This is a genomic window from Desulfitobacterium elongatum (assembly GCF_055378975.1).
This window is the reverse complement of record NZ_AP038772.1, coordinates 1,317,731-1,331,190: the sequence shown is the minus strand read 5'-3', so window position 1 is coordinate 1,331,190 and position 13,460 is coordinate 1,317,731. Positions and strand designations below refer to the sequence as shown.

Annotated in this window: 10 protein-coding genes; all 10 read right to left on the bottom strand. The window is 45.3% G+C overall.

Annotated features, from left to right (window positions below):
- Nucleotides 1–12: 12 nt before the first annotated feature.
- Entirely contained in the window at nt 13–1,674 is a 1,662-nt protein-coding gene (locus tag ACZ42W_RS06145) for an L-lactate permease (RefSeq protein WP_464169212.1), read from the bottom strand.
- Nucleotides 1,675–1,896: 222 nt separating this feature from the next.
- The gene (locus tag ACZ42W_RS06140; protein WP_464169210.1) at nt 1,897–2,682 is read right to left on the bottom strand and encodes a LytR/AlgR family response regulator transcription factor; all 786 of its coding nucleotides are present in this window, start codon (nt 2,680–2,682) and stop codon (nt 1,897–1,899) included.
- A 12-nt stretch (nt 2,683–2,694) separates the two neighbouring features.
- Nucleotides 2,695–4,395 (bottom strand): LytS/YhcK type 5TM receptor domain-containing protein, encoded by a 1,701-nt coding sequence (locus tag ACZ42W_RS06135; protein ID WP_464169207.1) that lies wholly within the window; start codon nt 4,393–4,395, stop codon nt 2,695–2,697.
- A gap of 227 nt (nt 4,396–4,622) precedes the next feature.
- Nucleotides 4,623–8,219 carry a chromosome segregation protein SMC gene (smc, locus tag ACZ42W_RS06130; protein WP_464169205.1) on the bottom strand — a complete coding sequence of 1,199 codons (3,597 nt, stop codon included), beginning with the start codon at nt 8,217–8,219 and terminating at the stop codon, nt 4,623–4,625.
- Complete coding sequence (gene rnc / locus ACZ42W_RS06125; protein ID WP_464169203.1) at nt 8,212–9,000, bottom strand: ribonuclease III; 789 nt, start codon at nt 8,998–9,000, stop codon at nt 8,212–8,214. Before rnc ends, smc begins: the two co-directional genes overlap by 8 nt.
- 17 nt (nt 9,001–9,017) lie before the next feature.
- The gene (gene fabF, locus ACZ42W_RS06120; protein WP_464169201.1) at nt 9,018–10,268 is read right to left on the bottom strand and encodes a beta-ketoacyl-ACP synthase II; all 1,251 of its coding nucleotides are present in this window, start codon (nt 10,266–10,268) and stop codon (nt 9,018–9,020) included.
- Between the two features lie 7 nt (nt 10,269–10,275).
- Entirely contained in the window at nt 10,276–11,223 is a 948-nt protein-coding gene (locus ACZ42W_RS06115) for an NAD(P)H-dependent flavin oxidoreductase (protein ID WP_464169199.1), read from the bottom strand.
- Between the two features lie 212 nt (nt 11,224–11,435).
- Nucleotides 11,436–11,663 carry an acyl carrier protein gene (gene acpP, locus ACZ42W_RS06110; protein ID WP_464169197.1) on the bottom strand — a complete coding sequence of 76 codons (228 nt, stop codon included), beginning with the start codon at nt 11,661–11,663 and terminating at the stop codon, nt 11,436–11,438.
- A gap of 80 nt (nt 11,664–11,743) precedes the next feature.
- Nucleotides 11,744–12,490 (bottom strand): 3-oxoacyl-[acyl-carrier-protein] reductase, encoded by a 747-nt coding sequence (fabG, locus tag ACZ42W_RS06105; RefSeq protein ID WP_464169195.1) that lies wholly within the window; start codon nt 12,488–12,490, stop codon nt 11,744–11,746.
- Nucleotide 12,491: 1 nt separating this feature from the next.
- The gene (gene fabD / locus ACZ42W_RS06100) at nt 12,492–13,433 is read right to left on the bottom strand and encodes an ACP S-malonyltransferase (RefSeq protein WP_464169193.1); all 942 of its coding nucleotides are present in this window, start codon (nt 13,431–13,433) and stop codon (nt 12,492–12,494) included.
- Nucleotides 13,434–13,460: the final 27 nt, after the last annotated feature.

Here is a 13,460-nt window from a genome sequence, read left to right as displayed (position 1 = left end):
CGTTATAACATACTACTTTATTGCTGCAGCCAACGTCGGGATCATTCCTGGGACAACATAAGCTTGAAGATAGATCATAATCGCAACAACGACCAAGAAGACCAGTGAATGTTTCACCGTAAAGCGGAAGAGATCTGACTCCCGACCGACCAAGGATGTCGCTGCAGCGGCGACCGCGATAGACTGAGGTGAAATCATTTTACCGACAACTCCGCCTGAGCTATTCGCAGCCACAGTAAGTACCGGGTTAATTCCGATTTGTTCAGCGGTAACCTGTTGGAGTTTACCAAAAAGGGCATTTGCAGACGTATCAGAACCCGTCAGGAATACACCCATCCAGCCAAGTACAGGAGAGAGGAGTGGGAAGGCTTTCCCTGTGGATGCAAATAAGAGTCCAAGGGTATAAGAAAGACCAGAATAATTCGCTAGATAAGCAAAGCCGAGAACGGCAGACATATTGATAATTGGATAGATTAGCTGCTTGATTGTTTTCCCAAAAACTTTTACTGCATCAGCAGGCTTAATACCGAGTATGAACATACTGATAATCGCGGTAAATAGGATAGCTGTACCACCAGCTGAGAAATAATCCCATTTAAATGAAGCAGAATAAATTGCTGGCTTAGCTACGATCGGAGACGCTTTATAGACTAAGCCATCGAGACCGGGCCAAGATTTAACATAGAATACTAAATGCATTTTATCCACTGCCCACGTCTTAAAGGCCGGAGTTCCCCAGATTGTCACCATACCGGTCAAGATGATAAATGGAGACCAAGCCTTCACAATCTGACCACCTGAATAATGGGTAACTTCATCAATTTCATCATTTTTCTCGTGTGGAAAACGCCAGAGTGTCTTGGGCTTCCAGAACTTCAAAAAGACTGAGAGCGAAATTAGAGATACTAAAGAAGAAACAATATCCGGGAGGTACGCTCCGAGATGGTTTGAGGACCACCACTGAGCAATTGCGAAGGAGAATCCTGTCACTAAGATTGCGGGCATAACTTCTTTTGCTGCCTTCCATCCCGCCATGAGAACAACGAGGTAAAGTGGAATCACAACGGAAAGGAAGGGAAGTTGGCGGCCGACTGCTTGGGAAATTACGAAGTCTCCCATTCCGGTTACGGCGCCTGCAGCAATGATTGGAGCACCAATCGCGCCGAAGGCAACAGGAGCAGTATTGGCAATCAAGCATAGACCTGCAGCTTTTAGGGGTTCAAAACCGAGTCCGATAAGGAGCGCACCCGTAATTGCAACAGGAGCACCGAAACCTGCGGCCCCTTCAAGAAACGCCCCAAAGGAGAATGCCACAAGAAGAGCTTGGAGTCGGCGGTCATTAGAAATCGAAGCAATAGAACTTTTGATAACTTCGAACTGACCGGCCTCAACCGTTAAATTGTATAAGTACACAGCTGTGATAACTATCCAGGCAATAGGCCAAAGACCATATAACATACCATAGGCGGTTGCGGAAAGAGCAATTGAAACAGGCATTTTGTAAACGAGAATAACATCGACAAGGGTAATTAAGAGCGTTAGTAATCCAGCAATATAGCCTTTCATTCTTTTCACAGCTAATGCCCAGAATAAGAAGAAGATAGGGATTGCAACAGCGAGCGCCGTTAAGCTTAGGCTATTGCCAAGTGCAGCATAATTCTGAGTCCACGGCATCCATGAGTCCACCTTTCCTTTAAAAAAATTTAAGATTAAGTTCGAATACTGTTTTCGTTACTCCTTTCCTTAAAATCTCAATAGCGGAAAACAAATGTTCATTCAGATTCTACAGAAAAATTAAAAAGAACTGTAAATATACGCAAAAAAGACAGGGTTCGCCGCGTAAGTCGCCGAAAATCCTGTCTGAAATGCCAATTTATTAAATTATTAATTAAATTATTAAAGTTCTAACCGCTCACGGAAGGCCTTCACATAAGATCGGCTGACGGGTACTTCAGTGCCGCCCTGCATCATGATATTGTAGGTATTGTTAAACCAGGGAATGATTGAATCAATTTTACTCAGGTTAGCCAGAAAGCTTTTATGGACCCGTAAAAAAGAATGACCTAATAGATTTTCTAACTCACTCAAGGTGTAACTGGTTAGATAACTTCTTTTTTCGGTAAAAACTCGAACCGAACGCCCTTCTACCGTTGCATAGATGACCTCATTTGTCGGTATTAAATAAATTCTCTCATTCTCTTCGACTTTGAGTTTTCCCTGTTCCGTAGCTGGTATTAACATAGAATAGAGCTGCTCAATTTTCCCCAAAAACTCAGCATTAATAGGTTTGCTTAAATTAGGTATCCCTGACGATTTTTCATCGCTGAAACGTTTTTTTAGTCGTTGAATCGTAGCTTTCAAGCGTTCTTCCTTAAAGGGCTTAAGCAAATAATCAATAGCATTAACATCAAAAGCATTCAAGGCGTATTGATCATAAGCTGTTGCAAATACCACTGCCGTCTCAATCTTTTCATTCAATATTCTACGCGCAACGTCCACACCTGAAGCATCAGGCATTTGAATATCCAAAAAGATTACATCGGGACGCAAAGCTTGTACTTTTTCGAAGGTTTCTTCACCTGTAGCCGCTTCACCAACGATCTCAACATTTTCTTGTTGGCTAAGGAGATAGATGAGTTCTTCCCTAGCCGGTAGTTCATCATCCGCAACAATGACTCTCATACTTCTACTCCTTTAGGCAATTTCAGATTGATACATTTCGGGTATGCTTAGGGTAATCAAGGTTCCTTTATTGGTCTCACTTTGAATTACTAATTGTGCCTGCCCGTGATAGGCGTGTTTTAACCTCTGTGATACGTTATTAAGGCCAATTCCTAAACCCTTACTTTGAATCTTAACCCCATTCTGAATCTGTTTAATGGTCTCCTCACGCATCCCAACCCCATTATCTCTAATACTAATTATTAAACGATCGTTTTCAATTGAAGCAGTGATTAAGATCTCTCCCGGGATCCTGGACGGATAAATCCCGTGTTTAATTGCATTTTCCACGAGAGGCTGAAGAGTTAGCCCAGGAAGCTTCCAATTCAAAGTTTCTGGTTGTATGTGTTCAACGATTTTTAGTCGATCGAAAAAGCGAGCTTGTTCAATTGCTAAATACGCTCGGATATGCTCACATTCTTCCTCTAAAGTAACATAACGATCACCACTCTGTAAGTTTTTGCGAAAGAAATCCCCGAGCTGCAGAAGAAGATCCCTAGCTCTATCCGGATTTGTTCGGCAGAAGGAAACAATTGTATTAATAGTATTAAATAAAAAATGAGGGTTAATCTGGGCTTGGAGGGCCCTAAGCTCAGCTTTACTGATAAGTCTAGACTTTACCTCTAATTCTGCTAGCTCTAATTGCGTAGAAAAAAGCATTCCTAGTCCTGAAGCAAATTCCCAATCGATTTGGCTTACCCCACGCGGACCCTCCCGATATATTTTAAGGGTGCCAACAACCAAATCTTGATAGTGTAACGGTACGATCAATGCTGTAAACAACGGACATTTGCTATCAAGGCATCCTATTTCCTCTTTAGTCGCTGCTAACTTAATTTCTCCAGATTCTAAAGCCTCTAAAGTTGCCCTCGTTTGAATTTCCTTACCATGCTTATGATGGTCACAACCCTTACCAACGTAGGCTAATACTCTTTGCCCATCTGTTAAGGCTACAGCTGCATAGTCTGCTCGATCAAAAATTATTTTAACGACCTTTTCAGCCGTAGCTTCATTCAGGCCCATTCTTAAAATAGGTAGGGTTAAGTTTGCGATTTGCAAGGCTTTTTGTGCCTGTAAAGCACCGATACGCTCCTCCTCAATCAACGAACTCTGTGCAATACCATAAAATATCGCTATACCGATTCCGTTCATTATAATAACCGGGAGGCCTATTGTTTCCACCAAATCCAGTCCAGCAGCGAAAGGTTGCGAAAATAAAATAAAAACAATCTCTATAACTTCAGCGACCATACCAAAAACTAGAGTTTCTTTCCATGTTAATATTCTTGGCGACACAAGTTTGGAAATATAGCCCGTGAAAAGGCCAACTAAAACTGTTGCAATACCACAACTTACTGCAGTTACACCACCGAGTAATAACCGATGTCCTCCAGCAATGATACCAGCTATTAAGCCCACAGTCGGGCCACCTAATAGTCCTCCAGCAGCTATACCAATAACCCTTGAGTTAGCCAAAACTCCTTTTACTGGAAGACCGATGTAAGTTCCTAAAATACCTATACAACCGAAGAACACAATAAGTAGAGCCTTTTCGGTTTTCTTGACATTACCTCTCATTGTCCTTTTAAATATTGTCGTTTTACTGATTAAGAAAGCTAAAGTAACGATCAAACTCATATTCAATGTAAGTTTTTGTAAAATTTGAAAAAACATTTTAAACCCCTACTTTGTGAATTAAGTTTTTTGTATTTAACTTATCGATCATACCCTTTTTAGTTAAAGAAAACAATATTTAAACCCGTAGTAAAAATATCTGAGATAGAGATACTGGAAAAGACGATGCCCCCAAGTTTAGGGACATCGTCTTTGTTTTATACGGATCGATGTGAGGAAGTACCCTACCCGTGCTTTCTCTGAAAGGAGGGACCTGCTCCGCCGTTTCAAGCGCATGTGGTATCCTTATTCTGATCCTCTAGTTTGACAGACAATAGTTTCGATACTCCAGATTCCTCCATGGAAATACCGTAGAGAACGTCTGCGGATTCCATCGTACCTTTCCTGTGGGAAATGACGAGGAATTGTGTGGAGCTGGAGAGTCGATGGATATACTGGGCAAAACGGCTGACGTTTGCATCATCGAGGGAGGCTTCAATCTCATCGAGGATACAGAAGGGACTTGGTTTTACTCGAAGCAAAGCAAAGAGTAAGCCGATTGCAGTGAGTGCCCGTTCTCCTCCGGATAAGAGAGAAAGAAGTTGTGGCTTCTTCCCTGGAGGCTGGGCGATAATCTCTACCCCTGTCTCCAAGATGTTATTGGGGTCATCCAGACGCAGTTCTGCAAAACCCCCGTTGAAGAGTTCTTTAAAAACCACCTGGAAGGCTTCATTAACCGCCTTAAAGCCTTCTTCAAAGCGCTCTGACATGGTTTTGTCAAGTTCTCCAATCAGTTCGCGAAGCGAGTTATTCGCTTCCACTAAATCCAGCTTTTGTGTGGATAAAAATTCAAACCGTTCCCGCATCTTAGGATATTCTTCAATTGCAGCCTGATTGACAGGGCCTAGGACTTCAATCTGACGTTTAACTTCCTGTACTCTTGCCCAGAGTTTGGCACGCTCTTCCTCGGTTTGATACCCTTGAGCCTCTTCCCAGGAAAGTTCAAACTCCTCTTGTAAACGGTTATGGCCGGTTTCCCACTCTGTATCCCAGCGCGCAACACGAAGTTCTAAAGCATGAAGTTTCTGCTCGATACTCTGCTGTTCCTGACGCTTTTTACTCACCAAACCTTCCTGCTCGATGACTTTTACAGACAGTGCTTCTCGCTCCTTACGAAGGGCGACAAGGGCTTCCTGAGCCTGAATCTGATGTTCAGTCACTTCTGCTCGACGGGTTTCCCATTCTTCTTTCTCTTTAAAGAGCAGCTCTTTTCCCGCCTCCAAAGAGGTCAAGTCTTGACGTTTTTGTTCTAAGGTACTCTGTAGTTCACTCAAAACAGCTCGTTCTTGGACTATTCTTTCTTCGGCTTGCTTGAGCTCCTGTTCCCACTTGGCCGATTGAACCTTGGTTTGGGTTAGACGTTCAAGAAGAGCATCCGCTTCCTGACCTGCTTCTCTAGCCTTTTGTTCTTGTAGCGCCAAGGCACTTTGAGCTTCATCAACCTGCTCTGTGAGTTCATGGAGACGTTTCTCTAAATTTTCTTTCCGAGCCGTATGATTCGCCTCTTCTTGCCGTAAAGCTTCCTCCCGAATTTTGAGCCCTTCGATTTCAGTCTGAATTCGCGCTACTTGATCTTTGGTATTCTTAGCTTGAGCGCGCAAGACTGCAAGACCTTCTTTAAGTTCTTGTCCCTCAACAACGAGTCCTTTAAGAATTTCTTCGAGTTCCAACTTACGCTTCGAATAAGCCTGCACATCATTTTCAAGCTCTCTCTGTTTAGCACTCCGAGACTCCAGTTCCTGCTTAAGCTCCTGAATCTCTCGGGAACGCCCCAGAAGATTTCCGCCTTTTCTCTGTATACTTCCTCCAGTTAAGGATCCCCCGGGATGAACCTGGTCTCCCTCTAGGGTTACAATCCGAGCTCGATAGCCTGAAGCACGGGCGACGCGAGTTGCAGCTTCCATATCGGTTACGATAAGTATCCTCCCCAGCTGGGATTCAAAGGCTGAACGATACTTCTCCTCGAAACGGATAAGATCCACAGCAATTCCCACAAAGCCTGGATCAGCAGCTGCATCTTTACTCACCGTCGTACGTCCGCCTTGAATGACATCAAGTGGTAGGAAAGTAGCTCTGCCAAGTTGATGGGACTTAAGGTAATTCACCGCAGCCTTAGCAGCTTTCTCCGTCTCAGCTATGATATTCTGCAGGCCCCCACCTAAAGCCGTCTCGATCGCAACTTCATAGCGCTCTTCAACCTGAATCAAATCTGCAATTGTCCCACATAGACCTGAACAGGCAGGGACCTTCTTTCTCTTCGCCTGCATCACCTCACGAACTCCGCGCTGATAACCCTCCAAGGAATCTTCGAGGTTCTTTAAGGCATGGTATTTCGCCTTCATCCGCTCGAGTTCACGATTCATTTCAACGAGATGATTTTGTCTTCCTTTATTCTGTTCGAACAGCGCTCTGAGTTCATTTTGGATCAGCTCGATTTTTCGGATATTTTCTTGTTCCCGGCCTTCTCCAGCTTCAATCTGTCGTTGCTGCTGTTCCGCTTGCCCCTCATAGGTAATCCAATCGTTTTCCTTGCTACTTTTTTCTCCAATAAGTTGCTCGAATACTTGCTTTAGGGCAATCAGCGAATGATTGGCACTATTCAATTCTGTGGATATCCCTGTATGCTCAGATTGTGTCCTTTGAAGAGCATTCTTATAGACCTCAATATCGTCTAACCCGCTTTGCGCCTTCACTTCAGCGAATCGTTTTTCATCCTCAAGTAACGTTCGATTAGCTTCTTCAACCGTCTTGAGGAGAATGCTCTTCCTTCCGTCCAAAGCATGTAGACGCTCCGACGCATGATTCCTTTTCTCCTCATTCTCGCTAACTTCTTTACTTACGCGGGAAAGCTGTTCTGAGATATATCCTTCCCGCTCCTGTCTTATTCTAAGTTCCTGAGTGATTTGATTTAGAGACTGATCGATCCGATAAGTGGTCTCCTGCTGGGTCTGAATTCGCTCTTCTAACTGATTTAAACTCACCTTGTTCTGAAGTGTCTGGCTTTCAGTCTGCCCTAGACCAGCCACAGCCGCGCCTAGCGCCAAGCGGAGCTCTTCCGCTTCTTGAGTTGATAAGGTGAGCTTATCCCTAACGTCCTTCAGATCTCGCACAACAATCTGGATCTCCAAAGCTTGCTGTTCTGTCGTTAAAGCCAAGGATTGCTCTGCAATGCGCGCCTGCTCTTCTAAAGGAGCAAGTTGTCCTTCGATTTCAGTCAAAATATCGTCTAAGCGTTCTAGATTATGTTCTGTATCATCCAAGCGTTTGAGTGCTTCGCGTTTACGCATCCGGTACTTCGTGATTCCCGAGGCCTCTTCGATAAGAAGACGACGCTCTTCGGATTTTAAATTGAGGATTTCTTCAACCCGACCCTGCCCTATAATCGAGAAGCCTTCTTTACCCGCACCCGTATCCATAAAAAGCTCATGGATATCCTTAAGACGGCAAGCAGAACGATTAATGAAAAACTGTCCTTCCCCATCCCTGTATACACGACGAGTAATTGTGACTTCCTGATATTCAAGTGGAAAAATCCCTGTGGAGTTATCAAAAACCAAGGAAACTTCAGCCATCCCCACCGAGCGCCTCCCCGAGCTCCCTGCAAAGATGATGTCCTCCATCTTAGTTCCGCGTAGATTTTTGGCACTTTGCTCACCGAGTACCCAGCGTACAGCATCAGCGACATTACTTTTGCCACTACCATTTGGGCCAACGACGACGCTTAGTCCATGACCGAGTTCTAACTTCACTTTATCCGCGAAGGACTTAAACCCTTGGATAATAATCGCTTTTAAGAAAACAGGGAGAGCTCCGGCCTTAGCCATGGTTCTCCCCTCCTAACTCGTCTAAAACTTGTTGAGCAGCGCGTTGCTCAGCTTCCTTCTTCGTGCGACCGATTCCTTTTCCTCTGAGGTTACCTTGAAGAAAAACTCCAGCTGTAAACCGCTTATTATGATCCGGGCCTTCCTCAGCTAAGATACGATAGCTCACTTCTGTTTCTTCACGCTGCGCTTTTTCCTGGAGCATTGTTTTATAATCCCCATAGTTTCCCTGGGCCACCTCAGCTATTTCTGGTTTAAGCATATTCAAAATGACTCTGCGTGCCTCCTGGAGACCAAACTGTAAATAGATCGCTCCAACGACTGCTTCCCAAGCATCCGCTAAAATCGATGGACGCTCTCTACCTCCAGAAACCTGCTCACCTTTACCTAGCAGGAGTTCTGCACCCAGGTGAATTTGTTTGGCAGTACGGGCCAAGGTGGTTTCATTGACCACCGCGGCCCGCATCTTAGTAAGCTCTCCCTCGGGACGATCAGGATAATTCAGATAGAGGTACTCAGCGACCACAAAATCTAAGATAGCATCCCCTAAAAACTCGAGTCGTTGATTATTCTCTAGTCCGGATTGCGGATTTTCAAATAAATATGATGGATGGGTCAAAGCGGTCGTCAATAGACGGTTGGGTGGCGTATCTAATTCCAATCGTTTTGCTAGCTCAATGCCGGTTGGAATCCGCTTCAAGGGTTCCGCATGAAATTTATGGCGTTTACTTACCTCAAGCCTATCTTTCGCTGTTTTTGTCGCACCCTTGCGTTTTTTATCCACCGCTCAAAACTCCTTACTTAGTCTTCAAACTTCTTTAAGACAATTGTAGCATTATGTCCACCAAAACCAAAGGTATTTGACAAGGCGACCTTGACTTCTTTTTTCCGAGCTTGATTTGGAACATAGTCTAGATCACACTCAGGATCTGGCTCACCGTAGTTCATGGTGGGCGGAATCACGCCGTTTTGAATCGCTAAAGCACAAACAATCGCTTCAACGCCACCCGCTGCTCCCAATAGATGTCCTGTCATCGACTTCGTGGAACTGATAGGAACCTGGTAAGCTACTGAACCAAATACATCCTTGATTGCAGCGGTTTCCGTCGAGTCATTGGCACCGGTACCCGTGCCATGAGCATTAATATAGTCCACATTTTCTGGTTTTAATCCCGCATCTTCAATCGCTTTGCGCATAGAGCGGGCTGCCCCAGCGCCTCCGGGGACTGGAGTCGTTATGTGGTGAGCATCAGAGGTGCTTCCATATCCCGCAAGTTCAGCATAGATTCTTGCGTTTCTTGCTTTCGCATGTTCGACGGATTCAAGTACGAGGATTCCTGCCCCCTCTCCCATGACAAATCCGGATCTCCGAGAATCAAAAGGGCGACATGCTTCTTTGGGATTTTCCTTCTCCGTAGACATCGCTTTCATAGCACAAAATCCGGCAAAGGCAAGAGGAGTCAATGGAGCTTCTGTTCCACCACATAGAACAATATCCGCTTCCCCGTGTTCGATTAAGCGTAAAGCTTCCCCTATAGCGTTGGTCGCCGAGGCACAAGCCGTGACAACAGTCGAGCTTGCTCCTTGTAAACCGAAAGCAATGGAAAGATGTCCAGCAGCCATGTTGCTTATGAGCATCGGAACAAAGAATGGACTAATCCTGCCTGGGCCTTTAGCCATTAAAATCTCTTTCTGCTCTTCAAAGGTTGTGACACCTCCGACTCCGCTACCGATGACTACGCCAGCACGTTCCTTATCCATTGTCTCTATATCAAGATTGGCATCCTTAATTGCCATTTTGGCCGCTGCAACTGCTAATTGAACAAATCGATCCATGCGTCGGCTTTCTTTTTTGTCCAGCCAATCTGTAGGTTCGAAGTTCTTGACCTCAGCTGCGACTTTGGTAGGCATTTCACTCACATCGAATCGAGTCACAAGGTCGATTCCAGATTGCCCCTCAACCAGATGATTCCAGAACTCTTCCAAAGTATTTCCAATAGGAGATATTACTCCCATTCCAGTAATGACCGCTCGATTATTCAAAGCTTTCATCCTCCCTTTATTCAGCTCGGAGTATCTCTTCACGAATATTTTCAAAAATCTGGTGAACCGATAAGATCTCATTCACGCGTGTAAATTGTGAGCCTGAGAAAACTAGGCCTTCATCAATGTTTCCTTGCTGAGCCTTATTGAGACGATCCATGATACAAAAGTTGGATTCACAGTGTTTGAGGCAGTGATCACACTTTTTAGGCCGTACATCCCCTCCACCAGCAAGCGCATCTGTGAAAGGATTACGGATCCCCCGTCCCGGTAAACCTACGGGGCTATGAACAATGACCATATCCTCTTGAGTAGCATTGATTAAGTGCTTTTTCCATTCGAGAGCAGCACTACTCTCTTCACTTGCTGCAAAGCGGGTCCCCATCTGTACTCCATCCGCTCCCAGTCGCAGTATTTCCACAACATCTTTGCCATTAATGACACCGCCAGCGCCAATCACCGGAATCTTCACTGCTTCCCTTACTTCCGGAAGAATCTCGCGCATGGAGCGGTCTGTCCCTAGATGCCCCCCTGCTTCCGTTCCCTCCACGATAATCGCAGCAGCTCCTAATTTCTCAGATAAGCGGGCAAGCTTAGCCGATGAAACAATCGGAACCACAGGTATACCGGCTTCTTTGCCCCAGGTGAACATATCCCGAGAAAACCCGGCACCTGAAATGAGTAGATCAATTTTCTCATCAAAGGCAGCCTTAACGAGTTGGGCAAATTCGCGCACCGCGAACATAATATTCACACCAATGATTCCTTGAGTACGTTTCCGTGCCTCTCGAATCTCTTGCTTTAATTCCTCGACACTGAGGCCGCTCCCGGCAATGATGCCGATTCCACCTTCCTCAGCAACAGCTGCCGCTAAAGGGGCCATCGAAATTCTAACTGCCATCCCCCCTTGGATGACAGGCATCTTCGCAACTAAATCTGCCAGATGGAGTTCTGGTATTTTCACGGAATTTCCTCCATTCAATCTTCAGTACGGATTATCCTTTAACCATCCTATACCTGCATGATACAAGTCCATAGGATTTAGCGTCGTACTTCGTTTTTCTTAGTCTATATTAACCCTTTCGACCTTCCGTCTCACAACGGACCTTCATAAAAGGGAAGTATCGTCTTAAAAGAGAGCCCCGCAGGATCCTACGGGACTCTCTATGTACTCGGCTACTGATTTTCCTTAATGTAGTTGACTGCATCCCCAACCGTACGAATTTTTTCTGCATCCTCGTCCGGAATATCGAGGTCAAATTCCTCTTCAAGAGCCATAATTAGTTCAACGATATCCAAAGAATCAGCATTTAACTCTGCGAAGGAGGTTTCTAAGCTGATACCTTCCTCTTCTACTCCGAGTTGATCTACTACGATGGATTTAACTTTATCAAAAACGCTCATGTTGCCTGTTCACCTCCTCTCAAAGATATATATTAACAACTTAGGGCTACGATTTCCACTTTAATCTAAAGCTTTTTTAATTATGTTGTCGCCATTCCACCATCTACTGATAGCGTTTGTCCAGTAATATAGGACGCAGCAGGAGACGCCAAAAAAACAACGGTTTTCGCGATTTCATCCGGGTTTCCAATTCGTCCTAAAGGAACTTGTTCAAGGATTTGCTTTCTTACTTCTTCTGGTAAGGTTTCCGTCATATCCGTTGAAATATACCCCGGGGCTACTGCATTCACTCGAATTCCTCTGGAGGCAAGCTCCTTGGCGATCGATTTAGTAAACCCAAGGATTCCCGCCTTGGCTGCAGCATAATTTGCCTGTCCAGCATTCCCAGTGATTCCAACCACCGAGGAGATATTAATAATCGCTCCAGAACGCTGCTTCATCATCCCTTTGCTCACAGCCTTTGTGCATAAAAAAACGCCTTTCAGATTGGTGTCTAAAACAGCATCCCAATCTGATTCTTTCATACGCAGAAGTAAAGTATCCCGAGTAATCCCTGCATTATTAACCAAAATATCAATTCTACCATAGGTATTCACAGCAGTCTGAATTAATCGGTCGACGTCTTCAGCGACACTGACATCAGCTTGGACTGCAATTCCTTCTCCTCCTGCTTCCTTGATGAGTTGAACTGTTTCCTCTGCTTTATCAGCACGTCCGGCATAATTCACAACCACTTTTGCACCTGAGCGTGCGAGTTCCAAGGCTATGGCGCGACCGATTCCGCGTCCTCCCCCTGTGACCAGCGCTACGCTGTTATTCAGCAACATTTTATCGACTCTCCTTTAAATATGCAAGTAACTTTTCAAGGGAAGCGCTATCTTCACAATTCATGAGGGTCACTCCTGGGACAATCTTCTTCACGAGGCCAGTCAAAACCTTCCCTGGGCCAAGCTCGACGAAAGTATCGACCCCTTTATCCCCCAGGTGTCGAATCGATTGCTCCCAAAGCACTGCCCCGCTGACTTGCCGAACAAGACTCTCAACGATTCTTGCGGTGTCACCCACCTCTTGAGCATCGATATTTGAGATAATCGGCGAACTGGGCGCCTTCCAAGATACGTCTTCTAGAACGGACCGAAGCCTTATGCCGGCTTCCTTCATTAAGGACGAATGAAATGGTCCACTTACCGCAAGAGGCATAGCCCGTTTTGCACCAAGAGCTTTAGCGTATTCGATCGCTTTGCTTACTGCTTCCGCTTCTCCTGAGATAACAATCTGCCCAGGGGAATTATAATTAGCCGGTGCAACCCAGCCGACCTCCTGACTAGCCCTTTGGCAAGCTTCCTCCACCTTTATCGTATCCAATCCAAGTATAGCCGCCATACCACCTTGTCCTTCGGGAACAGCCCTTTGCATGAATTCCCCCCGCTGCCGTACGACTCGCAAGGCTTCCTCAAGGCTAAGACTTCCAGCTGCGACATAAGCAGAGTATTCTCCTAAGCTATGTCCTGCAAAGTAATCAGCCTTAATTCCCTGTTCCTGCAGACCTTTCCAAGCGGCAATACTGACAAGTAAAATAGCAGGCTGAGTATTTGACGTTTTCTTGAGTTCCTCTTCCGGACCCTCCTGAAGAATTCGGATAAATTCGTCCCCTAGGACTCTACGGCCAGTCTCTAAAACTTCCTTTCCCGAGGAAGTAGAAAAGAGTTCCTGACCCATCCCGACGTATTGTGATCCTTGGCCGGGAAAAATAAATGCCAGTTTACCCAAACCCATCGCTCCTTTTTCGACCCTTCT